The organism is Phenylobacterium sp. (assembly GCF_041913825.1).
GTDB lineage: Bacteria > Pseudomonadota > Alphaproteobacteria > Caulobacterales > Caulobacteraceae > Phenylobacterium.
Window position 1 is genome coordinate 108,342 of the sequence record NZ_JAYSEO010000004.1, and the last position, 23,925, is coordinate 132,266.

Annotated in this window: 22 protein-coding genes; 12 read left to right on the plus strand and 10 right to left on the minus strand. The window is 72.0% G+C overall.

Going from position 1 to position 23,925, the window contains the following annotated elements; genetic code table 11:
- Positions 1–20 precede the first annotated feature (20 nt).
- The 4 genes from ACE3Q8_RS04135 (at position 21) to ACE3Q8_RS04150 (ending at position 9,562) form a co-directional block, all read left to right on the plus strand.
- Positions 21–3,437: a PDZ domain-containing protein gene (locus tag ACE3Q8_RS04135; RefSeq protein WP_374468973.1), complete on the plus strand. Its 3,417-nt coding sequence runs from the start codon at positions 21–23 to the stop codon at positions 3,435–3,437.
- Between the two features lie 91 nt (positions 3,438–3,528).
- Complete coding sequence (gene purL, locus ACE3Q8_RS04140; RefSeq protein WP_374468974.1) at positions 3,529–5,730, plus strand: phosphoribosylformylglycinamidine synthase subunit PurL; 2,202 nt, start codon at positions 3,529–3,531, stop codon at positions 5,728–5,730.
- Complete coding sequence (locus ACE3Q8_RS04145) at positions 5,730–6,863, plus strand: DSD1 family PLP-dependent enzyme (RefSeq protein WP_374468975.1); 1,134 nt, start codon at positions 5,730–5,732, stop codon at positions 6,861–6,863. Before purL ends, ACE3Q8_RS04145 begins: the two co-directional genes overlap by 1 nt.
- 110 nt (positions 6,864–6,973) lie before the next feature.
- A complete protein-coding gene (locus tag ACE3Q8_RS04150; protein ID WP_374468976.1) occupies positions 6,974–9,562 on the plus strand; it encodes a calcium-binding protein in 2,589 nt (862 codons plus the stop codon).
- 4 nt (positions 9,563–9,566) lie between these two features.
- Here ACE3Q8_RS04150 and ACE3Q8_RS04155 read toward each other — a convergent pair whose 3' ends face one another.
- Together ACE3Q8_RS04155 and ACE3Q8_RS04160 are read right to left on the minus strand one after the other, a co-directional pair.
- Positions 9,567–10,583 carry a DJ-1/PfpI family protein gene (locus ACE3Q8_RS04155; protein WP_374468977.1) on the minus strand — a complete coding sequence of 339 codons (1,017 nt, stop codon included), beginning with the start codon at positions 10,581–10,583 and terminating at the stop codon, positions 9,567–9,569.
- 95 nt (positions 10,584–10,678) lie between these two features.
- The gene (locus ACE3Q8_RS04160; RefSeq protein WP_374468978.1) at positions 10,679–11,158 is read right to left on the minus strand and encodes a CinA family protein; all 480 of its coding nucleotides are present in this window, start codon (positions 11,156–11,158) and stop codon (positions 10,679–10,681) included.
- Positions 11,159–11,240: 82 nt separating this feature from the next.
- Here ACE3Q8_RS04160 and ACE3Q8_RS04165 point away from each other — a divergent pair, with 82 nt between their 5' ends.
- From ACE3Q8_RS04165 to ACE3Q8_RS04185, 5 genes are all read left to right on the plus strand, one after another.
- Positions 11,241–12,473 (plus strand): serine hydrolase domain-containing protein, encoded by a 1,233-nt coding sequence (locus ACE3Q8_RS04165; RefSeq protein ID WP_374468979.1) that lies wholly within the window; start codon positions 11,241–11,243, stop codon positions 12,471–12,473.
- A gap of 51 nt (positions 12,474–12,524) precedes the next feature.
- Positions 12,525–13,160, plus strand: a complete 636-nt coding sequence (locus ACE3Q8_RS04170) for a LysE family translocator (RefSeq protein WP_374468980.1) — start codon at positions 12,525–12,527, stop codon at positions 13,158–13,160.
- 20 nt (positions 13,161–13,180) lie between these two features.
- Positions 13,181–13,414, plus strand: coding sequence for a BolA family protein (locus ACE3Q8_RS04175; RefSeq protein ID WP_374468981.1), 234 nt, complete (start codon positions 13,181–13,183; stop codon positions 13,412–13,414).
- Between the two features lie 81 nt (positions 13,415–13,495).
- Positions 13,496–13,843 (plus strand): Grx4 family monothiol glutaredoxin, encoded by a 348-nt coding sequence (gene grxD / locus ACE3Q8_RS04180; protein ID WP_374468982.1) that lies wholly within the window; start codon positions 13,496–13,498, stop codon positions 13,841–13,843.
- Entirely contained in the window at positions 13,840–14,265 is a 426-nt protein-coding gene (locus tag ACE3Q8_RS04185) for an acyl-CoA thioesterase (RefSeq protein WP_374468983.1), read from the plus strand. The genes grxD and ACE3Q8_RS04185 overlap by 4 nt, the downstream gene beginning before the upstream one ends.
- Here the strand turns inward: ACE3Q8_RS04185 and ACE3Q8_RS04190 are convergent.
- The 5 genes from ACE3Q8_RS04190 to megL all read right to left on the minus strand — a co-directional run bounded on the left by ACE3Q8_RS04190 (position 14,262) and on the right by megL (position 18,662).
- Entirely contained in the window at positions 14,262–15,734 is a 1,473-nt protein-coding gene (locus ACE3Q8_RS04190; protein ID WP_374468984.1) for a hypothetical protein, read from the minus strand. The two genes, ACE3Q8_RS04185 and ACE3Q8_RS04190, sit on opposite strands and share 4 nt — an antisense overlap.
- 62 nt (positions 15,735–15,796) lie before the next feature.
- On the minus strand, positions 15,797–16,243 hold the full coding sequence (locus ACE3Q8_RS04195; RefSeq protein ID WP_374468985.1) for a hypothetical protein: 447 nt from the start codon (positions 16,241–16,243) through the stop codon (positions 15,797–15,799).
- Positions 16,240–16,599 carry a hypothetical protein gene (locus ACE3Q8_RS04200; protein ID WP_374468986.1) on the minus strand — a complete coding sequence of 120 codons (360 nt, stop codon included), beginning with the start codon at positions 16,597–16,599 and terminating at the stop codon, positions 16,240–16,242. The genes ACE3Q8_RS04195 and ACE3Q8_RS04200 overlap by 4 nt, the downstream gene beginning before the upstream one ends.
- A gap of 87 nt (positions 16,600–16,686) precedes the next feature.
- Complete coding sequence (rpsD, locus tag ACE3Q8_RS04205; RefSeq protein WP_374468987.1) at positions 16,687–17,304, minus strand: 30S ribosomal protein S4; 618 nt, start codon at positions 17,302–17,304, stop codon at positions 16,687–16,689.
- Between the two features lie 167 nt (positions 17,305–17,471).
- Positions 17,472–18,662, minus strand: coding sequence for a methionine gamma-lyase (gene megL / locus ACE3Q8_RS04210; protein WP_374468988.1), 1,191 nt, complete (start codon positions 18,660–18,662; stop codon positions 17,472–17,474).
- Positions 18,663–18,776: 114 nt separating this feature from the next.
- Between megL and ACE3Q8_RS04215 the strand changes: the two genes are divergently transcribed.
- Positions 18,777–19,253, plus strand: a complete 477-nt coding sequence (locus ACE3Q8_RS04215; RefSeq protein ID WP_374468989.1) for an Lrp/AsnC family transcriptional regulator — start codon at positions 18,777–18,779, stop codon at positions 19,251–19,253.
- A 12-nt stretch (positions 19,254–19,265) separates the two neighbouring features.
- On the opposite strand, the gene ACE3Q8_RS04220 is transcribed toward ACE3Q8_RS04215, so the two are convergent.
- From ACE3Q8_RS04220 to ACE3Q8_RS04230, 3 genes are all read right to left on the minus strand, one after another.
- The gene (locus ACE3Q8_RS04220; RefSeq protein ID WP_374468990.1) at positions 19,266–20,225 is read right to left on the minus strand and encodes a hypothetical protein; all 960 of its coding nucleotides are present in this window, start codon (positions 20,223–20,225) and stop codon (positions 19,266–19,268) included.
- Between the two features lie 79 nt (positions 20,226–20,304).
- Positions 20,305–21,372 carry a 2OG-Fe(II) oxygenase gene (locus ACE3Q8_RS04225; RefSeq protein WP_374468991.1) on the minus strand — a complete coding sequence of 356 codons (1,068 nt, stop codon included), beginning with the start codon at positions 21,370–21,372 and terminating at the stop codon, positions 20,305–20,307.
- Positions 21,369–21,503 (minus strand): hypothetical protein, encoded by a 135-nt coding sequence (locus ACE3Q8_RS04230; RefSeq protein ID WP_374468992.1) that lies wholly within the window; start codon positions 21,501–21,503, stop codon positions 21,369–21,371. The genes ACE3Q8_RS04225 and ACE3Q8_RS04230 overlap by 4 nt, the downstream gene beginning before the upstream one ends.
- Before the next feature lie 240 nt (positions 21,504–21,743).
- Here ACE3Q8_RS04230 and ACE3Q8_RS04235 point away from each other — a divergent pair, with 240 nt between their 5' ends.
- Positions 21,744–23,186, plus strand: a complete 1,443-nt coding sequence (locus ACE3Q8_RS04235) for an ATP-binding protein (protein ID WP_374468993.1) — start codon at positions 21,744–21,746, stop codon at positions 23,184–23,186.
- Positions 23,183–23,878 carry a response regulator transcription factor gene (locus ACE3Q8_RS04240; protein ID WP_374468994.1) on the plus strand — a complete coding sequence of 232 codons (696 nt, stop codon included), beginning with the start codon at positions 23,183–23,185 and terminating at the stop codon, positions 23,876–23,878. Before ACE3Q8_RS04235 ends, ACE3Q8_RS04240 begins: the two co-directional genes overlap by 4 nt.
- Positions 23,879–23,925: the final 47 nt, after the last annotated feature.

The window sequence follows — 23,925 nt, forward strand, 5'->3', positions numbered from 1 at the left end:
CACACAACGGGAGCGGGCACTTGCGTCTCAATCTTCTCCACCGGCTCGCCTCGGCGAGCGTCCTCGTGCTGGCTGCCGCCGGGGCGGCGCAGGCCGCGCCGCAGATCCTCCAGCAGCCGGCGCTGAGCCGCGACCTGATCGCCTTCACCTACGGCGGCGACATCTGGACCGTCCCGCGGGCCGGCGGGCGAGCCACCCGGCTCACCACCGGCGTCGGGTCCGAGAGCGGGCCGATGTTCTCGCCCGACGGGGCGACCATCGCCTTCACCGGCGACTACGACGGCAACATCGACGTCTTCACCGTGCCGGTGACCGGCGGCGTGCCCAAGCGGCTGACCTGGCACCCCGGCGCCGACGTGGCCACGGGCTGGTCGCCGGACGGCGCAAAGGTGCTGTTCCGCTCGGACCGCACGGCCGCCAGCCGCTACACCCAGATGTTCCAGGCACCCGCGGCCGGCGGCCAGGCGACGCCGCTCCCCCTGCCCATGGCCTATGCGGGCCAGCTTTCGGCCGACGGCGGGATGATCGCCTACAACCCACTGGCGCCGGCGAGCGGCTTCGAGCTGAACCGCTACGTCTCCTGGGGCAACTATCGCGGCGGCCGGGCGAGCACCATCTGGCTGACCTCGCTGCCGGGCCTCGACTCCGTGCAGGTGCCGCATGCCGAGGCGGCGGACTTCTCGCCGGTGTTCCTGGCCGGCAAGGTCTACTTCCTGTCCAACCGCAACGGCCCGGCCTCGGTGTTCAGCTATGACCCTGCCAATCGCCAAGTGGCCGAGGTCTACCGCAACACGGGTCCCGAGATCCGCACGCTGGCCACCGATGGCCAGGCGCTGATCTTCGATCGCCTGGGCGAGCTCTTCCTGCTGGAGCCCGGCGGCGGCGAGCCGCGGCCGGTCTCGGTCACCGTGGCGGGCGACATGCCGGACGTTCGCCCCCGGATTCTCAACGTCGCCGGCGAGGTCCAGAAGGTGGCCGTCTCCCCGACCGGCCTGCGGGTGGCGGTCGAGGCGCACGGCGAGATCCTTACCGCGCCGGCCAAGAACGGCCCCGTCCGCAACCTGACCAACACGCCCGGGGTGATGGAGCGCGAGCCGGCCTGGAGCCCCGACGGCCAGTCGATCGCCTACTTCTCGGACGAGTCCGGCCGCTACGCCCTGCACGTGGCGCCCCAGGCCGGCGAGGGGCAGGTGCGCAAGTTCCCGCTGGTGGCGGAGCCCGCCTACTTCTTCGATCCGCTCTGGTCCCCGGACTCCCGGAAGATCGCCTTCTACGACAACCGGCTGCGCAGCTATGTGCTCGACCTCGCCACCGGCAAGCTGACCACGGTGGGGGAGCCGGGGACCTACGGCGGGTTCTCAAACACCAGCAGCTCCATGGCCTGGTCGCCGGACAGCCGGTGGCTCGCCTTCCCGCGCTCGATGCCGAACCGGCTGAACGCGCTGTTCCTGTGGTCGGCGGACCGCGGCACGGTCACCCAGGTGACCGACCCCATGGCCGACGCGCGGCAGCCCGCCTTCGACCGCAGCGGCAAGCAGCTTTACTTCCTGGGCAGCAACAACGCCGGGCCGACCGTCTACGGCCTGGACATGACCAGCAACCTCTACACGCCGACGCGGTCGATCTACGCGCTTACGCTGAAGGGCGACACGCTCTCGCCCGTCGCTCCGCAGATTGACGACGAGAAGAGCCCGGCCGAGGCCAAGGCGGCGGACGAGGCTGACGCCGACGCCACCCCGGCCGGCCAGGCGGGCGAAGCCAAGGCGGCCCGCAAGGCGCGACCGAAGGGCGCCGCGAGGCCGGTGGCCGCCAAGGCCATCGAGGTCGACCTGGAAGGCCGGCCGCTCGCCGAGATCACCAAGCGGACGGTGGCCCTGCCCATCCCGGCGCGGGCCTATTCCGTGCTGTCGGCCGGCAAGCCGGGGGTCATCTACTTCCAGGAGCAGGTCGGCGAAGGCGAGAACGGCGCGCCGCCGGACCTGGTGCTGAACCGCTTCACGCTGGAGGACCGCAAGGTCGAGAAGCTGGCCGAGCGGGTGGCGAGCTATGAGCTGACGGCGGACGGCGAGAAGATCCTGCTCGGCACGCGGGCTCCGGCCCCGCCCGGCGGCGCTGCGCCCGGCGCGCCGCGCAAGCCGCCGAGCTATGCGATCGTCGCCGCCAACGCCCCGCCCAAGGCCGGCGACGGCGCCCTGTCGTTGGACGCCCTCGAGGTCCGCGTCGACCCGCCAGCCGAGTGGGCGCAGATGTACCGCGAGGTCTGGCGCATCCAGCGCGCCTACTTCTACGACCCGGGCTTCCACGGCCTCGACATCGACGCGGCCGAGAAGCGCCTCGCCCCCTATGCCGCCGGCGTGCTGTCGCGCTCCGACCTGAACTACGTCTTCCAGGAAGGGCTCACCGGCCTCTCGGTCGGCCACCTGCGCGGGTTCGGCGGGGCCGTGCCGTCGGCGCGCCGCGTCCCCGGCGGCCTGCTCGGCGCCGACTACGTGATCCGGGACGGCCGCTGGTGCGTCTCGAAGATCTACACCGGCGGCGCCTGGTCGCCGGACGCGGTGGCCCCGCTGGCCCAGCCTGGCCTCAACGTCCGCGAGGGCGAGTGCATCCTGGCCATCGACGGCAAACCGCTCCCCGCCGCCACGGACATCCAGCTCCCGCTGGAGGGCACGGCCGGCCGGGTGATCACGCTGCGCGTTGGGCCCGCGAACGGCCAGGGCGCGCGCAACGTCAACGTCGTGCCGGTGGCCAGCGAATACCGCCTGCGCAACCTCGATTGGATCGACAGCAACCGCCGCAAGGTCGACCAGCTCTCGGGCGGCAAGCTCGCCTACGTCTACCTGCCCGACACCGGCGAGGGCGGCTTCACCGCCTTCAACCGCTACTACTTCGCCCAGACCGACAAGCAGGGGGCGGTGATCGACGAGCGCTTCAACGGCGGCGGCCAGATGGCCGATTACATCGTCGAGGTGCTGGGCCGCCGGCTGCAGAGCTGGTGGGCGCCCCGCTACGGCGCCATCGAACGGACGCCGGCCCACGCCATCCTTGGGCCCAAGGTGATGATCGCCAACGAGGTCTCGGGATCCGGCGGCGACGCCCTGCCCTGGATGTTCAAGCAAAACCGCATCGGCCCGCTGGTCGGCAAGCGCACCTGGGGCGGCCTGGTAGGCATCGGCCAGACGCCGGTGCTGATGGACGGCGCCCAGGTCACCTCGCCGAGCGTCGGCTTCTTCAACCCCAAGGGCGAGTGGGAGGTGGAGAACTACGGCGTCGCGCCCGACCACGTGGTCGAGCAGGACCCGAAGGCTGTCGCCCAGGGCCACGACCCGCAGCTCGAGGCGGCCGTGGCGCTCGCCATGGAGGCCCTCAAGAAGGAGCCGGCGCCCACGCCGAGGCGGCCGGCCTACCCGGTCTATCCGCTGAAGCCGGCGGCGCCCTGAGCCCCGCAGGGCCGGCGCGCCGCGTGCGCCCGCCGGCCCTGCGCCGTTCCCCCTATCGCGCGCGCCGGAGAGTCCGGTTAGAAGGCGCCCCATGAGCGCCGCCCCGCAGAAATCCCTCGTCGAGACCGCCGCCGAGTTCGGCCTGAAGCGCGAGGAGTACGACCTCATCGTCCGCCGCCTGAACCGCGAGCCCAACCTCGTCGAGCTCGGCGTCTTCTCGGTCATGTGGTCGGAGCACTGCTCCTACAAGTCGAGCCGCAAGCACCTGGGCAAATTCCCCACCAAAGGTCCGGCGGTGATCCAGGGTCCCGGCGAGAACGCCGGCGTGATCGACATCGGCGATGGCCAGGCCTGCATCTTCAAGATGGAGAGCCACAATCACCCGTCCTACATCGAGCCCTACCAGGGTGCGGCCACCGGCGTCGGCGGCATCATGCGCGACGTCTTCACCATGGGCGCTCGCCCGATCGCGCTCCTGAACGCGCTGCGGTTCGGCTCACCCGAGCATCCGAAGACGAAGCGGCTGGTGGCCGGCGTCGTCGCCGGCATCGGCGGCTACGGCAACTGCGTGGGTGTGCCCACCGTCGCGGGTGAGACCAACTTCCACCGCGGCTACGACGGCAACATTCTGGTCAACGCCATGTGCGTCGGCCTGGCCGACGCCGACAAGATCTTCTACTCGGCCGCGCCTGCGCCCGGGCTGTCGGTCGTCTACTTCGGCTCCAAGACCGGCCGCGACGGCATCCACGGGGCGACCATGGCCTCCGCGGAGTTCGACGACGCCTCCGAGGAGAAGCGCCCGACGGTGCAGGTCGGCGACCCCTTCGCCGAGAAGCTGCTGATCGAGGCGACGCTTGAGCTGATGGCCTCCGGAGCCGTCGCCGCCATCCAGGACATGGGCGCGGCCGGCCTCACCTCCTCGTCGGTGGAGATGGCCGGTAAGGGCGGGGTCGGCATCGAGCTCGACCTCGACCAGGTGCCTCAGCGCGAAGAGGGCATGACCGCCTACGAGATGATGCTGTCGGAGAGCCAGGAGCGCATGCTCGCGATCCTGAAGCCCGGCCGCGAGGCGGACGGCCACCGCATCTTCCAGAAGTGGGGCCTGGACGCCGCCGTCATCGGCAAGACCACCGAGACCGGCCGCTTGGTCCTGAAGCACCACGGCGACGTGGTCTGCGACGTGCCGCTCGCGCCGCTGTTCGACGACGCCCCCCTTTACGACCGCCCGTGGGTCGCGCCCCAGCCGCAGCCGAAGCTGACCGCCGGCGACGTGCCCGCCCCCAGCGACTGGGCCGGCGCCGTGCTGCAGCTCATGGGCAGCCCGGACATGGCGTCCAAGCGCTGGATCTGGGAGCAGTACGACCGCCACGTCATGGCCGACACCCTGGAGGACAGCGCCACCGGCGCCGACGCCGGCATCGTGCGCGTGCACGGCACGGGCAAGGCGCTGGCGGTGACTTCCGACGTCACGCCCCGCTACGTGCAGGCCGACCCCTACGAGGGCGGCAAGCAGGCGGTGGCCGAGGCCTGGCGCAACCTCACGGCCGTGGGCGCCGCGCCCATCGCCATCACCGACAACCTGAACTTCGGCAATCCCGAACGGCCCGAGATCATGGGCCAGATCGTACGCGCCATCGAGGGCATGGCCGAGGCCTGCCGCGAGCTGGAGTTCCCCGTGGTCTCGGGCAACGTCAGCCTCTACAACGAGACCAACGGCCAGGCCATTCCGCCGACCCCTACCGTGGGCGGCGTGGGCCTGCTGAAGGACAGCCGTCGACGGGCCGAGTTCGGCAACCTCAAGGGCGGCGAGCACCTGGTGCTGGTGGGCGCCACCGAGGGCTGGCTGGGCGCATCGATGTACCTGCGCGAGGTGCAGGGGCGCGAGGAGGGCGCGCCGCCGCCGGTCGACCTCGCGGTCGAGCGCCGCAACGGCGACTTCGTCCGCAGCCTCGTGCAGAGCGGCCAGGCCGCGACCGTCCACGATCTGGCCGACGGCGGATTGCTCGCCGCCGCCGCCGAGATGGCGATGGCGTCCGGCGTGGGCGTCCAGCTCACCCCGGACGAGAGCCTGCCGGCGCACGCCTTCCTATTCGGTGAGGACCAGGCCCGCTACCTGATCGCCACGCCCGCCGCCGACGCCCTGCTGGCGGCGGCGGAAGCGTGCGGGGTCCCGGCCCGGATCGTCGGCGAGGCCGGCGGCGACGTGCTGGCCGTCCCCGGCCTCTTCAGCCTGTCGCTGGCGCAAGTGCGCGCGGCGCACGAGGGCTGGATGCCGCGGTTCATGGAAGGCTGATGGCCGGGCGGCCGCACCTCGCCGCCGCCGAGGCCCTGATCGGGCGGCCGGGCTCGCGCCAGGCCATCCCGACGCCGGCCGCCGTCCTCGACCTCGACGCCCTGGAAGCCAACCTGGCGCGGATGGCCGGGCGCGCGCGGGCGGCCGGTCTCGACCTGCGGCCGCACGCGAAGTCGCACAAGTCGTCCTGGGTGGCGAAGCGCCAGTTGGAAGCGGGCGCGGTCGGGATCTGCTGCGCCAAGCTGGCCGAGGCCGAGGCGCTGGCGGCCGCGGGGATCGACACGATCCTCGTCACCTCCCCCATCGCCGGGGCAGCGAACGCCGAGCGCGCCGCACGCCTGGCCCGCGACCTTGCCGACTTCCGCATCGTCGTGGACCACGTGGACGGCGTGGGCGAGCTCGCCGCCGCCGGCGCGCCGATCCAGGTGCTGATCGACGTGGACGTGGGCCTCGGGCGGACCGGCGTGGCGGGCCCCGACCATGCCGCCGACGTGGCGCGCGCGATCCTGCGCCACCCGGATCTGCGCCTGCTCGGCGTCCAGGGCTACGGCGGCCACTGGCAGCACATGGCCGGCGCCGACGCCCGGGCCGGCGCCGTGGCCGACGGCATGGCCCGGCTCACCAACGCCATCGCCGCGGTCCGCGAGGTCGGCGGGACGGTGGAGGTGGTCACCGGCGGCGGCACCGGCACCTTCGAGGCCGATGCGGCTCAGGGCGTGCTCACCGAGGTGCAGCCCGGCTCCTACGCCTTCATGGACCGCGAGTACCGCGACGCGCTGGGCGCGGACCCCGACGGCGCCTTCCGCCAGGCCCTGTTCGTCGCGGCCACCGTGATCAGCGCCAATCACCCGCAGTGGGTGACGGTGGACGCCGGCCTGAAGGCGCTGTCCACCGACGGCCCCCTCCCCGTCCCGGCCACGCCGGGCTTCGAGACCGCCGCCTTCCGGTTCTTCGGCGACGAGCACGGCCTCCTGATGCGGCCGCAAGCGCACGCGGCGCATCGCGGCGACCGCATCGACCTGGTCCCCGGCCACATCGACCCCACCATCGACCGCCACGAGGTCCTGTGGCTGGTCCGGGGCGACGTCCTGGAGGCGATCATCCCGGTGGAAGGCCGCGGCGCGAGCCAGTAGCCGGTCTGCGCGACAATCCGGGCGCAAACGGTCCCGCATTGAAGGCGGCGCAAGCTTGGCCTTAGGCTGCGCCGGCGTCGGCGTGAGCCACGCTCAGCCGGAGGCCTGCCGTGGCGACCTACGAGTTCCTGACGATCGCCAGCGAGGAGGCCAACAGGTACGCCGCGGGGCGGGACGAGCTGCGGTTCACGGGCCTCGCCGAGCCGACGGCGCAGAATTTCGCCGTGGAGATCTTCGGCGGCGGCGGCATGTTTGCGCTGAGGTACAAGCCGACGGGGTCGAGCGTGACCTTCGGCCCCTATTCCGGCGGCGCCTCGGTGAGGCTGCCGGACGGCTCCATCCTCGTCTTCCCGTCGCTGGAGTTCTACGACCGGAGCGGCGGCGCGGGCGCCGACAACCTCTACGGCGGCGCGGGGCCGGACACCCTTTCGGGCCTTGACGGTGGCGACCGCGTCGACGGCGGCGACGGACCCGACTGGCTGAGCGGAGGCCCCGGCGCCGACACCCTGACCGGCGGGGCGGCCATCGACTTCTTCATCTGGTCGGCCTGGGAGAGCGGCACGGCCGAAGGCGGGATCGACGTCGTCGCCGACTGGGAGGCGTCAGACCGCATCCGTCTGCCGCTGACCGGCGGCGGGGCGGGCTATGCGGAGTTCGCCGCCGCGAACTACGCCTCCGCCCTCACCACCGCAAACCAGCAGATCGCCTCCGGCGCCGCCGACGTCGTAGCCGTGGCGGTCGGCGGCGACGTCGTGGTGTTCGCCGACACCCGCAACGACAATGGCCAGGCGGACGACGCCTTCCTCCTGCGCGGCCGCAACCTCGACTGGGTGGACGCCTTCAACTTCTTCGGCCTCTCCGCCGGCCCGGCGCCGCAACCGCCGCCGCCGCTGATCCACCCCGTCCCCACGGCGGGGACCCTACAGTTCAGCTTCATCACCGAGGGGGAGGCGCTCGGCTACGACGCGACCGCCAACGACCTCAGCCTGCAGGCCAACGCCTCGGATCCCGAAGCCCTGAAGGTCAGTTTCAACGCCGACGGCACGGTCACCTTCACCGCCGCGCGCGCCGGCCAGGAGCGGACGCTGCTGTTCGGCGCCGGCATCCAGGGCGAGACCGGCTTCATCTTCGCCGACGGCGCGCGGATGGCGCTCGGGACGTCAGGCGCCGACATCTTCCTCGGCTCGCGTACGGAGGACTTCCTGTTCGGCGGACCGGGCGCGGACACCCTGAACGGCGGCGGCAAGCCCGATCAGCTCTTCGGTGGCTCGGGGGCTGATCTCTTCGTCGTCGCGCCCGCGGAGTCCTCGGGCGTGGCCTACGACGTGATCCGGGACTGGGAGACCGGGGACCGCCTGACGTTCGGCGGTCCGGTCGCGACGGCCTCGAACTACGTCGAGCTCACGGGATCGCTCAGCCTGTCCGACGCCCAGGCGCAGGCCCGGGCGCAAATCGCCGCCGGGTCGGCGTCCTATGTCGCGGCCCAGGTGGGGGATTCGGTGTTCGTCTTCACCGGGCAGACCGCGCTCGTGCAGCTTCGCGGCGGGGTCCTGGGCGCCATCGACCACAACAGCATCGTGGCGATCCCGAGGCTCGCGTTTCCGGCCCTGAGCCCGCTGCCCGACACCGCCACCAGCGCCCTGGCCGGCCCGATCACCTACGTCGGCGGGGCGCCGCAGGTCGGCGCCTCGATCCGGATCGAGGGCAACGTCGACACCGCACGCATCGGGAGCCTGTTCCCGCCGGACGACATCGCCTTCGACGCCACCAGCTTCTCGTCCTCCAACAACCTGGCCGGCTTCCAGGCCACCGGCTCGGGCTTCACCTACCTCGAGGTCGGCGACATGGTCTATGTGACGGGGGGCATGGCGACGAGCCTGACCCTTCGGGTTCCGGGCTTCCTGGCCTCCTACTCCGGCCCCGCCATCTCGCTGCCCCAACTCGTCGGATGGGCGGAGGACAACGCCACCGGCGAAGCCCTCTCGGCGCTGCTGTCGGGGTCGGACTCCGTCACAGGCCGAAGCGGCGCCGACCTCATCCGCGGCTTCACGGGCGACGACACCCTCGGCGGCGGTGGGGGCGCCGACACTGTGTGGGGCGGCATCGGAGACGACGTGATCTACGCCGGCAGCCCGCAGACCCTCGCCTTCGGCGCCGGGGTCACCTACCTGCGCGGCGAGGAAGGCGACGACTGGATCCTGGGCGGCGCCGAGTTCGACGACATCCACGGCAACATGGGCGCCGACAGCGCCGGCGGCGCGGCCGGCAACGACTGGGTCGTGGGCGGCAAGGACAACGACCTGCTCTACGGCGACGCCGGCGACGACATCGTCTACGGCAACATGGGCGCGGACACCTGCGAGGGCGGGGACGGGAACGACGTCGTGCGCGGCGGCCAGGACAACGACGTCGTCCGCGGCGGCGCGGGCGCCGACTACGTCTCCGGCGACAAGGGCGACGACACGGTGACCGGCGGGACCGGGGCCGACCTCTTCCACACGTTCGGCGACGCCGGGATCGACCGCGTGACGGACTTCAAGGTGACCGAGGGCGACCGGGTGCTGCTCGATCCGGGCACGCAGTACGCCGTGGCCCAGGTCGGCGCCGACACCGTCATCAGCATGACTGGCGGCGGCCAGATGGTCCTGGTGGGCGTCAGCCTCTCCACCCTGAGCGGGAGCTGGATCCTCGGCGCGTAGGCGCTCACCAGGCGCTGACGGCGCCGTACGGATGCTCGAACTGCAGGGCGACGAAGCGGGCGGTGGTCTCGCCGTAGGCGCGCCCGACCTGGGCGAAGGTGCGCAGCATGACGTCGGGCCCGGGCAGCCGGACAGTGCGGTCGGATCGACGGGGGGGCGTGCGGCTGCGGTAGACCACGAGCCCGTGGCGCGAGCGGGTGGCCGGCGCCCCCGTAGCCCAGGCCGTGGAGCGGTAGGTCCGCGACCAGGCGTCAAGCGCCGTGCCGAAGGCGATCTCGTCGAACCCGGTCTCCAGCGGGATCGCCACCGTCTCGTGGCTCCAGAAGGCCGCCCGATTGGCCACCACCAGCCCCGCGCCCTTCAGCGTCAGGCGGTAGTCTGCGCCGGCGTGCCGCCGGTCGGGCGGCGGCAGCGAGAGACGGTGCGCGGTCGCGCGCATCACCTCTTCGCCGGCGAGTTCGCGCAGGAGCTGGAGCGTGGCGGGCTCGGAGGCGCTGATCCCTGCCGTGGTGGTGATCGGCCCGTCGGTGATCCAGCGGACGTCCTGCCGCCACCGCACCTTCGGATGCTGCTCGGCCATGCGCTTGCGGCTGTACCAGTGGACGGTGGCCTGCCGCCCGTCGAGCAGGCCGGCCGACGCCAGCGCCTGGGCGCCGTTGCAGACCGACATCACCCGGGCGCCGCGGCGGACCTGCTCGCGCAGCCAGGCGGCTCGGGCGGCGTCGTCCACCACCTCCAGTGCCGGGACGATCACCACATCCGGCCGACGGCTCCGTAGCTCCGCCAGGGTGGCCTGCGGCGCGAGCCAGGCGTAGCCGGGCGTGAGCCGCACCGGATCGGCCGTCGCGGCGACCACCTTCACGTCCACGGCCCCGCTCTCGGCGAGCACCGCATAGGGGGCGAGCAAGTCGGTGGCGACGGTCCCCCGCGCGTCGGCGAGGATGACCACCATCGGCCGGGCGGCGGCTCCGGTGGCGAGGATCAGCGCGGCGGCGAGGCCGGCGACAAGGCGGCTCAACATCGGCGAGACTCCCGGTCGGGGTGTGGGGAGAGCCTGCGCCCGGCCCTCTCCGGCCGAAACGACAGATATCCCGCCAATCCTGCCAGCCCGGGCGGCTAGCCCAAGGCGCGCTTCAGGAGCTCCAGGACGGCGGCGGCGAAGGCCCGCATGTTCGCCGAACGGTCGCCGCTGCCCGTCTCGATGGTGAGCACGTGCTCGACCGGACCGGAGACCGCCACGCAGGTGTGGCCGGGCGCATCGCCGTAGGGATTGCCCGTGGGCCCCGCCGCGCCCGTCTCGCTGATCCCCCAGGTGGCGCCGAACCGCTCGCGCGCCGTGCGGGCGAGCAGCAGGGCGTAGGGCTCGCTCGCCGAGCGCATGCCCGTCAGCGCCGCCTTGGGGATCTCCATGAGCATCACCCGCGCCTTGGGCGTGTAGACCACGGCGCCGCCCAGGAAGTACTTCGAGGCGCCGGGCACGGCGAGCAGGGCCGCCGAGACGAGACCGCCCGACGAGCTCTCCGCCACGGCCACCGTCTGACCCGCCGCCTTCAGGGCCTCGCCCACCTCGGCGGCCAGCGCCTCCAGTTCGTCCATCCCTGCCCCCTTGGCGCGCGTCGCGTTCGGCGCCCATGATGGCGGCCGATTTCAAGAAGAGCATTTTCAGGGAGGAATTACGATGGACGCCCAATCGCAGTGGACGGGTCTCGACGCCGGCCGGCTCGAGCGGATCACCGATCACCTGGAGCGCAACTACATCGCCCCGGGCAAGATCGCCGGCTGCCAGGTGACCGTCGCGCGACACGGGCACATCGCCTATGCGCGGAACTTCGGCCTGATGGACCGCGAGCGCGGCAAGCCGATGACCGACGACACCATCTTCCGCATCTATTCCATGACCAAGCCCATCGTCTCGGTGGCGCTGATGACGCTGTACGAACGCGGCTATTTCCAGCTCAACGATCCGGTGAGCCGCTACGTCCCGTCCTGGAAGAACCACCGTGTGTGGGTCTCGGGCTCCGGGGAGGACATGGTCACCGAGGCGCCGGACCGGCCGGTCAGCTTCCGCGACGTGCTCTCCCACACGGCCGGCTTCACCTACGGCGGCGGCCTGCCGGGGGTCGGCGTCCAGCACCCCATCGACCATGTCTACCGGGCGCTGAAGATCCGCTCCTTCGACGCCCGGGATTCCATGCAGGAGTTCCTGGACAAGCTCGGCCAGGTGCCGCTCCGCTACCAGCCCGGCACGGCCTGGATGTACTCGCTGGCCACCGACGTCTGCGGCGCGCTCGTGGAGGTGATCTCCGGCAAGCCGCTGGCCCAGTACCTGGACGAGGTGATCTTCCAGCCGCTCGGCATGAAGGACACCGCCTTCTGGGTCCCGGCGGAGAAGGCCGAACGGCTGGCCGCCAACTACCAGCGCGGCGCGGACAAGCAGCTCAAGCTCATGGACGATCCGGCCGACAGCAACTTCACCCGCGAGCCGGCCTTCAAGTCCGGCGGCGGCGGGCTGGTGGGCACGAGCGCCGACTACCTGCGGTTCTGCGAGATGCTCCGCCGCGGCGGCGAGCTGGACGGGGCCCGCATCCTCGGGCCGCGCACCCTCGAGCTCATGCGGATGAACCACCTGCCGGGCGGCAAGGAGCTGACCGAGCTCGCCATCGGCGGCTTCTCGGAGACCGCCTACGACGGCGTCGGCTTCGGCCTCGGATTCGCCTCCACCCTGGACCAGGTGCGTGCGGCGGGGCTCGGCGTCGGCGACTTCTACTGGGGCGGCGCGGCCTCGACGATCTTCTGGGTGGACCCGAAGGAGGAGCTGTCCGTCGTCTTCATGACCCAGCTCATGCCGTCGGGGACCTTCAACTTCCGCGGCCAACTGAAGAGCCTGATCTACTCGGCGATCATCGACTGAGGGATGAAGGGCCCGGCGGCGGGCGGATGCTGACAGACCTTGGCAACAGGCTTGGCCTATCCAGCCGCCATGGACCAGCACCTGCTCGCCCTCGGATCCCTGTTCGCCGTCTCCCTGGCGACCTCGCTCATCCCTGGGCCCACGAACTTCCTCATCGTCCGGATCGCCATGCGGCGTGGCCGGCCGGCGGCGGTGGCCGCGGCGCTCGGCACCACCGTCGGCTGCCTGGTCTGGTGCGCCGCCGCGCTGATCGGCCTGGCCGCCCTGCTGGCCGCCGTGCCCTGGCTCTACAAGGCCCTGCGGATCGCCGGCGGCCTGTACCTGCTCTGGTTCGCGGTCGGGCTATGGCGGGCGAAGGCGGAGCCCGCGCCGCCAGCCGACGCGCCGGACCGGCCGGGCGGCGCCTTCTGGAGCGGCTTCGCCATCTGCCTGACCAACCCGAAGTCGGTGCTGTTCTTCGCGTCCATCTTCTCCGCCTATGTCGGTCCCGACATGCCCGACTGGATGCACGCCGCCGCCGCCGCGGTGGTCACCGCCACCTGCCTCGGCTGGTGCGTCGCGCTCGCCTGGCTGTTCTCGGCGCCGGCGGCCGTGCAGGCCTACGCCCGCGCCCAGCGCCCGCTCGACCGCATCGCCGCGGCGGTGATGGCGGTGTTCGGCGTGAGCCTGCTCTGGACCTTCGGCTGAGGCGGACTTAAGTCAGCGCCATGCCGATGAGCCAGACCGACCTGGAAGCCGCCCTGAAGGCAGGCTTTCCCGACGCCGAGATCGAGGTCACCGACCTGGCCGGGGACGGCGACCACTACCGCGCCCGCATCGTCTCCCAGGCCTTCGCGGGCCTGCCGCGGGTGAGGCAGCACCAGCTCGTCTACGCCGCCCTGAAGGGCCGGATGGGCGGCGAGCTGCACGCGCTCGCCCTCGAGACCTCCGCGCCGGCCTGAAGCCGGCCGGGCGGCGCTTGACCCAGGGGCCGCCCGTCCCTAGCTCTTGAGCCCTGATTTTCCTCGCCGAAAGGGCGACCGATGACCGACGCCGCCACCGCCCCCAATCCTGTCCACGACTGGATCGCCAACGCCGTGGCCGAGAACCCGGTGATCCTGTTCATGAAGGGCGAGCCCGAGCAGCCGCGCTGCGGCTTCTCCGCCGTCGTGGTGCAGATCCTCGACCACCTCGGCGTGGACTTCGTCGGCGTCGACGTGCTGCAGAGCGAGCCGCTCCGCGAGGGCATCAAGACCTTCTCGGACTGGCCGACCATCCCGCAGCTCTATGTGAAGGGCGAGTTCGTCGGCGGCGCCGACATCGTCCGCGAGATGTTCCAGACCGGCGAGCTGAAGGGCTTCCTCGAAGCGCAAGGCGTGCTCGCCGCGTGACCCGGCTGCTCGAGCCGCCCGAGGGCCGGCAGGTCTTCGTCCGCGACTTCGAGCCCCGCCGCGAACACATCGACGCCAACGGCCACGTGAACAACGTGGTCTACCTGGGCTGGGCCCAGGATCTCGCCATCGCCCACTGGGAGAGCCGCGCGCCGGACGAGGCGCAGCGGCAATGGGCCTGGATCGCCCTGCGCCACGAGATCGACTACCGCCGCGCCCTGCTGCCCGGCGAGACCGCCCGCGGCCGCACCTGGGTCGCCGACACGGCGGACGGCCCGCGGTTCGACCGCTACGTCCGCATCGACGGCCCCGACGGGGCGATGTGCGCGCAGGTGGTCACCACCTGGGTGCTGATCGAGCAGGCCACCGGCCGCCCGCGCCGCGTCCAGCCCTGGATGCTCGAGATGTTTGCCCGCGGCTAGGAGGCGGTCTCCTCCTCCTTGGCCACCTCGTCCTCGGTGCGCCCCTCCAGCAGGGCGCGGGCGCGAACCGCCTGCGCGCCGCCGTGCGGGTTGTTGATCACCGGCCCCAGCACCTTCTCCGCCTCCTCCCGCCGCCCCTTCTTGAGCAGGGCGACCCCGGCCCGGAAGCTGCTTTCCTGGACGGGCGGCGCGAGCGCCCGGGCCTCCAGCAGCACGCCGATGTCGTTGTCCGTGGGGAAGGTGGGTTCGAGGGTGCGGGTGACGGCATAGCCGTAGAGCGGCCGGAAGTCGGTTTTATTGACGGCATGGACCTTGGCGAACAGCGGCCGGGCCGCACGCCACCGCGCCTCCCGCATCGCCGGCTCGCGCAGGCCGGCCAGCCACTGGCCGGTCGGCTCCAGCAGCATCACCTCGTAGTCGTCGGGGTGGGCGGCGCGCAGCCGCCGCACGAGGGCCTCGCCCGCCGCGACGTCGCCCATCACGAACTCGGCGCGGGCCAGGGTCGACTGGGCGAAAACGTCGTCGGGGTGGCGCGCCGCGCGGGCGCGCACCTGCGCCAGGAACGCCGGGTCGGTCTTGCCGGTCTCGCTCAGCAACAGGCGGACGTGGTCGAAGAACAGGTCGTCCGCGCTGTCCGGCATCCGGGTGACCGTGACCTTGGGGGTCGGCAGCTTCGACCTCGGCACCAGCAGGCGATTGAGCTTGCGGTACGCGCGCAGCTCGCGCGTCAGGGTCTGCTGGTCGAGCCCTGTGGCGGTCCAGAACGCCTTCGCCGGCTCCATGCCGCCCGCGGTGTCGCGGATCGCCTTGTCCAGCTTCTCGTTGCGGTCCCCGTTGTGCATGTAGTGGGTCAATAGCCAGGCCTGGGCGTAGAAGGCGAAGCGCTGCCGGCGGGGGATCTCGAAAGTCCGCTTCCGGAACACCTCGTCCCAGGGCATCCAGGTGTCGGTGAAGATCGACACCGCCCGGGCGGGGTTGTAGCCGCCTACCTTCACGCCTTCACGGTCGATCTCGGCGGTCATGAAGTACTCCGCGAAACCCTCCACGAACCAGGCGGGATAGGCGACCGGGAAGTTCTCCAACAGGAAGTGGTGCGCGTACTCGTGGAACAGGGTGTCGTCGGCGCCCAGCGAGCCGTCGGCGAGGGCGATGGCGAAAATGCCCTCGTTGCTCGCAGCGTAGAAGCCGGCCACCTCGCGCGGCAGGTCGGGGCGGATGCGGCGCAGGTCCGAGCGCTCCCCGACCATCACGACCTGGGTCTTCGTGTAGGACGGCCGGTTGGCGGCCGGGTAGAAGGCGCGCAGGGTCGCGTCGAACGTGGTGAGCTTCTCCGCGTATTCGCGGACCTTGGCCTCGCTGCCCTCGCCGTAGATGACGAAGCGCTCCGTCTCGGCGCGGCGCCAGGCGGCCTCGGCGGGGGCGGCGATCGTCCAGGCGGCCGCAGCCACGGCCAGCAATCTTGGCAGCACGCGCAGGTCTCCACTCTACCCCCGCGCGCAACGTTAGGTGGCCGGGCCGGCGCCGTCGAGCCTCAGGTGAGCGCCCGCAGCACCGTGACGCGGGCCAGGTCCTTGGGCCGGCCGAACCGTTCCAGGATCTCGATCTGCTCGGAGAGGTCGGGGGTGAAGAGGCCGCCCACGGCCACCCGCGTGCGGGGCCGGACCGCCGCCCAGCCCTGCGGCGTCATCACCTGGAAGCCGGCCATCACGTCCACCGGGACCGGCGGCTCGGGCCACTGGAAATAGACCTCCGAGCGGAACAGCGGACTGGGCGCGGAGGGCTGCAGCGCGATCCCCCAGGCCTGCGCCAGCCGGCGCGCATCGCTCGGGCTCGCCAGCAGGTCCACGTCGGCGACAGTGATCGGCGCCGCCCCGTGCAGCGCCATGGCCGCACTGCCGATCAGCCACCAGGGGTCGCGCATCAGCGGCGTCGCCGCCGACAGCCGGGCGAGCGTCTCGGCCAGCTCCGGCGCGATCATCGCGCCACCGGGTTCAGCAGGGTCAGGCGGGGGCCAGGCCGCAGGCCGAGCTCGCGCCAGGTGAAGAGGATCTCGGTACGGCCGGCGGCAAGGCTGCGGCAGGGGTCGAGCCGGCGCCTGGCGAAGGCCACCGCCTGGCGGCCGCCGCGATCCTCCACGTAGGACACCCAGTCGCCTCGCCCCGTGCAGCCGCGCGACGCCACCGACACACGCAGGCCCCCGCGGCCCGCGACCACGCCGAACACCGGCTCTAGCTCCGGCAGGACCTCGCCCTCGGCCGGTGCGACCAGCACGGGCGGAAGGGTGGCGCACCCGGCCAGGGCCACCCCGGCCAGGACGAACAGCCGGCGATTCATGCCCGCCAATGGGCCACAGCCGTCGCCAAAGCAAAAGGCCCCGGATTGCTCCGGGGCCTTCGCATGTCTCGGTTCGAGGTCCGCGTCTTAGGACGCGTAGAATTCGACCACGAGGTTCGGCTCCATCTTCACCGGGTACGGCACTTCGGCCAGTTCCGGCGCCCGCACGAAGGTGGCGCTCATGCTCTTGCCTTCGACGGTGATGTAGTCCGGCGTGTCGCGTTCCGACGACTGCAGGGCCTCCAGCACCAGGGCCATGTTGCGCGAACGCTCGCGCACGGTGACCACGTCACCCGGCTTCAGGCGATAGGACGGGATGTTCACGCGCTTGCCGTTCACCAGCACGTGGCCGTGGTTGACGAACTGGCGGGCGGCGAACGGGGTCGGCACGAACTTGGCGCGGTAGACCACCGCGTCCAGGCGGCTTTCCAGCAGCGCGATCAGGTTCTCGGAGGTGTTGCCCTTCCGGCGCGCGGCTTCCTGGTAGATGCGCGAGAACTGCTTCTCGGTCAGGTTGCCGTAGTAGCCCTTCAGCTTCTGCTTAGCGCGGAGCTGCAGGCCGAAGTCCGAGACCTTGGACTTGCGACGCTGGCCGTGCTGGCCGGGGCCGTAGGCGCGGGTATTGATGGGAGACTTCGGGCGACCCCAGATGTTTTCGCCCATCCGGCGGTCGAGCTTGTACTTGGCGCTATGGCGCTTGGACATAGATCACTCTTCATCTGACCCGAGCCGGCGCTCCCGAGATGAGAGCGCGATTGCAACGGCGGCTTCGCGTCGACCCGTCATAGGTTCCCGGCCCGTCCGGGCGAGCCCGGCGGCTGGAAGGGCGCGTATATGCTGGCCGGCCGCCGGAGAGTCAAGGCGAGCCCGTCTCAGCCGGCGAGCGCGCCCTCGAAGTCCCGCCAGATGTCGGCGACCGCCTCCAAGCCCACGGAGATCCGCACCAGACCGTCGGAGATGCCGTGCCGGGCCCGCTCCTCGGGCGTGTAGGTGGAATGGGTCATCGAGGCCGGGTGCTGCACCAGGGTCTCGGCGTCGCCCAGGCTGACAGCGCAGCGCGCGAGAGTCAGGCTGTTCAGGAAGCGGATCGCAGACGCCTGCCCTCCCGTCAGCTCGAGTGCGATCATGCCGCCGAAGCCGCCCTGGAACTGCCGCCTTGCGAGCTCGTGCTGGGGGTGTTCCTGCAGGCCGGGATAGAGGACGCGGGTGACGGCGGGATGGACGGCCAGGCGCCGGGCGATCTCCAGCGCGCTCTCGCTATGGCGGGCGACCCGCAGTTGCAGGGTCTTCATGCCCCGCAGCACCAGCATGGCGTCCATGGGCGAAATCACCGCGCCCGTGGCGTCCTTCACCCCGGACATGCGGATGGCGCCGATGAGGTCCGCGCGGCCCACCACCGCGCCCGCCACCAGGTCGCCGTGCCCGCCCAGGTACTTGGTGGCGGAGTGCACGACGAGGTCGGCGCCGAGGCCGAGCGGCCGCTGCAGGAGCGGCGTGGCGTAGGTGTTGTCGACCACCACCACCGCCCCGGCGCCGCGCGCGGCCTCCGCGACCGCGGCGATGTCCACCAGACGCATGTTGGGGTTAGCGGGCGTCTCGAAGAATACCGCCCGCGCCGGCCGCGACAGGGCCTCGCCCACCGCCGCGAGGTCGGTCATGTCCACGTGCTCGACGACGATGCCGAAATCGGCCAGCGCGTGCCGGAAGAAGGCGAAGGTGCACCCGTAGAGGGTCATGTCGGTGACCAGCCGGTCTCCCGGCCGAAGCAGGGTCCACAGGGTGGAGGCGATGGCCCCCATGCCCGAGGCCGTCGCCGCGGCCGCCTCGCCGCCCTCGAGGGAGGCCAGTCTCCGCTCCAGCAGGTCGATCGTGGGGTTGCCGAGGCGGGTGTAGATGTAGCCCGCCTCCTCACCGGCGAACCGCCGGCCCCCGGACTCCGCCGTTTCGAAGCAGAAGGTGGAGGTCATGTAGACGGGCGGCGCGAGCGCGCCGTGATGGTCGGCGGGGTCATAACCCTCGTGAATCGCCCGCGTCTCGAAGGCCCAGTCGCCACCGCTCTTCATACGCAACTCCACTTGACCCTTGGCAGGATAAGCCGCCCACGGGTCGCACGTCCTTGCGTTCTCCGCTGTCTCAACGAAGCTGCTTGGCGCCATCCATCAGAATGGGAGCTGTTCGTGGCAGAGTCTGACCTGGACGCCCTCGACCGCCGCATCCTCGCCGAGCTCGAGCGCGACGGACGCCTGCCGAACAGCGAACTGGCCCAGCGGGTCGGTCTCTCGGAGTCCCCTTGCCTGCGGCGGGTCCGGCGGCTGGAGCAGGCCGGCTACATCACCGGCTACCACGCGCACCTTGACCCGCGCCGCAACGGCCGCGGCCTCACCGTCTTCGTCGGCGTGAAGGTGCGCCGCCACGCCAGCGAGGAGGTCCTGCCGTTCGAGGACTGGACGCGCGGCCGGCCGGAGGTCGCCGCGTGCTTCCTGATCTCCGGCGAGTTCGACTACCTGCTGCACGTGGCGGTGGAGGACCTCGCCGCCTATGAGGCCTTCCTGACCGGCCACCTGCTGCGCAATCCGGCGATCGCCGATATCCGCTCGATGATCGCGGTGCGCAACGTCAAGGCGCCCTTCGGGCTCGCCGCCGCGCAGGGGTGAGGATGGCTGGCGTCAGCCCAGCGGGTCCGGCTCGAACAGCGTGCCGCCGTGCCAGATGTCCGGCGGCGGCTCCCATCCCTCATGCGGCGGCGTCCAGTCCGGGAAGATCGCCGGGTGGTTCCAGGGATCCTCGGCCGGGTCATGGCCCTCCAGCGGCGGCAGCGGCGGCGGCTCGTATCCGACAGGGGTCTCGCCGGGCTCGCCCGACGGTCTCTGGGAATAGCCCTCCTTCCGGCCGTGGGCCACGTACCAGTACTTGGCGTAGTCCTCGACCGTCTCGCCGCCCACCCGGTCCACCCAGGCGGACGACTTCCGGTCGTTGTTCGGCCCGTAGAACGCCTCGTAGTAGCCCCGGAACACGTCCGGCCGTTCGGCCAGGAGGCGCTGGATGTCGATGGCCTCGGCCGCGGCCTTGTCACTCTGGGAATAGCCCTCCCAGCGGCCGTACTTCTCGTACCAGTATTTGGCGTAGGCCTCGGGCGTGTCGCCGCCCACCCGCTTCAGCCAGGCATCCGAGTTGCGGTCGTTCCCCGGTCCATAGAAGGCCTCGTAGAAGCCGCGCAGCACGTCGGGCCGCTCGATGAGGATGCGCTCCAGCGAGACCGTGTCCTGCGCCGTCGTCGGCCCCTGGGCGTAGCCCTCGAAGCGGCCGTGCTCGGCGTACCAGTAGCGGGCGTAGGCCTCCGGCGTCGCCGCGCCCACGCGCTCCGACCAGGCCGTCGAGGCGCGGTCGTTTCCGGGGCCGTAGTAGCTCTCGTAGAAGCCGCGCAGGACGTCGGGCCGGTCGACCAGGAGCTGCGCGTAGTCGATCTCGGACGGGTCGTGGACCGGCGCCGCGGGAATGGCCGCTGGCTCGGGCTCAGGCGTGGAGACAGGTTCCGGCGGCGGCTCTTCCGGAACGAGGGCGGCGCCGGCGGCGCGCATCTCCTCCTCAGGCCACAGCAGCCAGGCGGGATTGGATCTGTCACGCATGCACGCCCCCTTCGAACACAGTGGAGGCGTGGAACATGTCACCCGGCCGCGGCCGGACAACCATAAGGAAATTATAAGCTTAGGCGGCGGCCGAGCCCTGCGGGTCGCCCAGGAACTTGAGGTTCTCCTGCCGCACCTGCGCGGCGGCCTCGTCGTAGAGGAATGGCAGGTAGGCGTAGCGCCGCCCGCGGGTGACCGGCGTCGCCTCGTGCAGCAGCGAGCAGGAGAACACCACCGCCCCGCCGGTCGGCGGCCGGTAGGTGCGCGGTCCGAATTCCGGGAAGCGCAGGTCGCCACCCTCGTGCGCCTCGGCGTCCAGGTTGATCGACACGGCGAACCGGCGGTGCGCGGTGCCCTTGGTGGTGTTGTCGCGGTGCGGCCGGAAGTAGCCGCCGTCCGCGGCGTCGTAGCAGGCGACGATGTGCCGCTCGATGCGGGTGGCGGCGAACTGGAACGCCTTGCGGATCTCCGGGACGAGCCGGCGGCTGATCCGGTCGGTGAGTCCGGCGCAGAGCGTGGCGTCGCCGATCAGGGCGTCGCGCCGCTTCTTGAAGTCATCGAGCACCGGCACGGTGCGCCCTTCCCGCTCCCGCATCACGCCGGACGGCGCGCCGCCGTGCCGCTCGTAGACGCCGATCAGCTCGCGGCAGATCTCGGGCTCGAACACCCGCGGGACAATGAGCACCGGTGCGTTCAGGCTGGCCCCGGCGTGGTCGGCCGGCGCGGGCAGGCTGCGCAGCGCGTCCAAGACCCGCCCGTCCATCCCCGGCGCGGTGGCCCAGATCCGCAGCGAGGGGTCCACCAGCACCCAGAGACCCGCCGCCCGGCCGTCCTCGCCCTGGGCGCCGTAGCCGGCGGCCACGCGGCCGGCCTCGTCCAGGAACCAGCGCAGGCCGCGCGCCTCAGCCTGGGCGCTCCACACCCGCCGGTCCCGCTCCACGAAGAAGCCGATCAGCCGGTCCACGTCGAACTGGTCCCGGCGCGCGGCGACGCCGTCCAGCATGGCGGTGCGCTCCGGCCCCTCCGGCGGCAGGAAGGCCAGGAGGATCCAGCGGCCGCCGAGCGAGGCGAAGTGGTAGTTCGGATTGCCGTGGGTGGGCAGGTCGAACCAGGGCGCCGGATCGCCCGGCGTGCGCACCGCGCTCATCGGCCGCCGCCGCCGCCGCGGCGGGCGGCCGTGGCGTCGAGCATCCGGAAGAACATCGCCAGCCGCCAGGCGAAGCCGGCGGCGATCAGCGCGACGAGGAGAAGCAGGCCAAGGATCGGAAGGTCAGGCATCGGGGCGCTCCAGGTGACCCGGGCGCCGCTCCGAGGTGCTTGGGGCGGCTGGTTCTCAGCCGGAGGATGTCCGAGGGCGCCCGGGTCACCGCGAGTTCGCGCCGCGGCCCGCGCAGGCGCAAGCATAAGGAACTTATAAGCTTTCCCGCCATCGCCAGCATAAGCGGTGCATAATTGACCCCGCCCCGCGGGCTCGCGATGGTGGCTCCGCGCTCCCGGCGGCGCCTCTCGCAAGGACCGATGACCCCCAACCCGCAGAAAGCCTGGTGGCGCTACGCCGCGTCGCTCGCCGTGGTCGCCCTGTCGACGGCCGCCGCCGAGATCCTGTTCCGGGTGACGGGCACGACGCGGCTGTCGATGGTGTTCCTGGCCGGGGTCCTGGTGGTGGCCTTCCTGTACGGCTCGGGGCCCGCCTATCTGGCCGCGGGCGTCGCCTTCCTGGTCTACAACTTCTACCTGGTCGAGCCGCGCTTCAGCATCTCCTTCGAGGCCGAGGACGCCCTCAACCTGGCCGTCTTCCTGGCGGTGGCCATGCTGACCGGCGTGCTCACCGGGCGGATCCGCGACGCGGCCAAGCGGGCGGAGGCGCGGGCCCACGCGACCCGCGTGCTGTTCGACGCGACGCGCGAGTTCTCCGCCTCGTCGGACGAGGCCCACATCCGCGAGCGGCTGGCCCACCATCTCGCCGAGGCGGCCCGCGGTCCGGCGCGGGTGGGAGACCGCGGCGACCCGCTGCCGGCCGAGGCGGCGCCTCTCGCCGGCGAGCTCGCGGAGGCGCTCGAGGCGGCGAGCCCGCGGACCCTCAGGCGCGGCGCGTGGCGGGTGCGGCCGCTGCGGGCCGACGACGGGGCGCTCGGCTTCGCGGCCTGGGCGCCGTCGGCTGAGGCCGGCGCCGCCGCCGCGCAGGAGCAGGAACAGCTCATCGAAATCCTGGCCGACGCGGGGGCCACCGCCATCTCCCGCGCCCACCTGGCGGCGGGCAAGTCCGACGCCGAGACCCGGGCGCGCACCGAGGTGCTGCGCAACGCCCTCCTCTCCTCGATCTCCCACGACCTGCGCACGCCGCTCGCGGCCATCATGGCCTCGGCGAGCAGCCTGCAGGAGTACGGCCACGCCTTCGAGGACGCGGTGCGCAAGGATCTCGCCGCGACCATCCAGGAGGAGGCGGTCCGACTGGACTCGTTCGTGGCCAACCTGCTGAACATGACGCGGCTGGAGGCCGGCGAGCTCGCCGTACACCGCAACGCCTTCAGCCTGCAGGAGTCGGTCGAGCGCGTGCTGGCCCGGCGGGGGAGTCCGCGGCCCGTGCAGGTGGCCTTCCCGCCGCTGCTGCCGGACGGGCTCGGCGACCCGGTGCTGTTCGAGCAGGCGCTGGGGAATGTGGTCGAGAACGCCGCCCGCTACTCGCCCCCTGAGGGCGCGATCACCGTCCAGGCGGTGTCCGACGGGCCGCAGGTGCGGGTCGAGGTCTGCGACGAGGGTCCCGGGGTCCCGGAGGCCGAGCTCGAGCGCATCTTCGAGAAGTTCTACCGCTGCAGCCAGACGGCGCGCACCGCCGGCACCGGCCTCGGCCTCGCCATCGCCCGCGGGCTGATGGAAGGCATGGGTGGCGGGGTGGAGGCGCGCAACCGCCCCGGCGCCGGCGGCCTTTCCGTCACCCTCACCCTGCCGGCCGCCCTATGACCGCTCCTCCGCTCCGCCTCCTTCTGGTCGACGACGAGCCGCAGATCCTGCGCGCGCTGAAGCCCGCGCTCGCCGCCGCCGGCTACGGCGTGGAGGCGGTGGAGAGCGGCGAGGCGGCGCTGGCGCTGATGGCGGCCGACCCGTGCGACGCGGTGATCCTCGACCTCGGCCTGCCCGACATGGACGGCAAGCAGGTGATCGAGCGGCTGCGCGAGTGGAGCGACGCTCCGGTGATCGTGCTGTCGGCCCGCGACCTGGAGGACGAGAAGATCGCCGCGCTCGACCTGGGCGCCGACGACTTCGTCAACAAGCCCGTGGGCGTCGGCGAGCTGCTGGCCCGGGTGCGGGCGAGCCTGCGGGGCCGGGAGCGGCGGTTCGCGGCCCAGGCGGTGTTCCGCTCGGGCGACCTCGAGCTCGACTTCGCGCTGCGGCGGGTGCGGATTATGGGCGAGGAGGTGAAGCTGACGCCGCGGGAATACGACCTGCTGCGCACCCTCGCCCGCCACGCCGGCCGCGTGGTCACCCACCGGCAGGTGATCACCGCCGTCTGGGGCGCCGGCGCCCAGGTGGACACCCAGTTCGTCCGGGTGCTCGTGGGCCAGCTCCGCCAGAAGCTGGAACGCGAGCCGTCCAGCCCGCGGCTGGTGCTGACCGAGCCCGGCGTCGGCTATCGGCTGAAGACGGAGGACTAGCCCCTCCGCCTTGGCGCGGAACCCCTGCTACAGAAGTTAAGCCAGAG

Bases quoted from the DNA above. Each gene is read 5' to 3' on its own strand.
- ACE3Q8_RS04230 (WP_374468992.1), bottom strand. From the start codon at position 21,503: ATGCCTGACCTTCCGATCCTTGGCCTGCTTCTCCTCGTCGCGCTGATC.
- rpsD (WP_374468987.1), bottom strand. From the start codon at position 17,304: ATGTCCAAGCGCCATAGCGCCAAGTACAAGCTCGACCGCCGGATGGGC.
- purL (WP_374468974.1), top strand. From the start codon at position 3,529: ATGAGCGCCGCCCCGCAGAAATCCCTCGTCGAGACCGCCGCCGAGTTC.
- ACE3Q8_RS04195 (WP_374468985.1), bottom strand. From the start codon at position 16,243: ATGATCGCGCCGGAGCTGGCCGAGACGCTCGCCCGGCTGTCGGCGGCG.
- ACE3Q8_RS04165 (WP_374468979.1), top strand. From the start codon at position 11,241: ATGGACGCCCAATCGCAGTGGACGGGTCTCGACGCCGGCCGGCTCGAG.
- ACE3Q8_RS04175 (WP_374468981.1), top strand. From the start codon at position 13,181: ATGCCGATGAGCCAGACCGACCTGGAAGCCGCCCTGAAGGCAGGCTTT.
- ACE3Q8_RS04155 (WP_374468977.1), bottom strand. From the start codon at position 10,583: ATGTTGAGCCGCCTTGTCGCCGGCCTCGCCGCCGCGCTGATCCTCGCC.
- ACE3Q8_RS04160 (WP_374468978.1), bottom strand. From the start codon at position 11,158: ATGGACGAACTGGAGGCGCTGGCCGCCGAGGTGGGCGAGGCCCTGAAG.
- ACE3Q8_RS04235 (WP_374468993.1), top strand. From the start codon at position 21,744: ATGACCCCCAACCCGCAGAAAGCCTGGTGGCGCTACGCCGCGTCGCTC.
- ACE3Q8_RS04240 (WP_374468994.1), top strand. From the start codon at position 23,183: ATGACCGCTCCTCCGCTCCGCCTCCTTCTGGTCGACGACGAGCCGCAG.
- grxD (WP_374468982.1), top strand. From the start codon at position 13,496: ATGACCGACGCCGCCACCGCCCCCAATCCTGTCCACGACTGGATCGCC.
- megL (WP_374468988.1), bottom strand. From the start codon at position 18,662: ATGAAGAGCGGTGGCGACTGGGCCTTCGAGACGCGGGCGATTCACGAG.
- ACE3Q8_RS04200 (WP_374468986.1), bottom strand. From the start codon at position 16,599: ATGAATCGCCGGCTGTTCGTCCTGGCCGGGGTGGCCCTGGCCGGGTGC.
- ACE3Q8_RS04220 (WP_374468990.1), bottom strand. From the start codon at position 20,225: ATGCGTGACAGATCCAATCCCGCCTGGCTGCTGTGGCCTGAGGAGGAG.
- ACE3Q8_RS04145 (WP_374468975.1), top strand. From the start codon at position 5,730: ATGGCCGGGCGGCCGCACCTCGCCGCCGCCGAGGCCCTGATCGGGCGG.
- ACE3Q8_RS04225 (WP_374468991.1), bottom strand. From the start codon at position 21,372: ATGAGCGCGGTGCGCACGCCGGGCGATCCGGCGCCCTGGTTCGACCTG.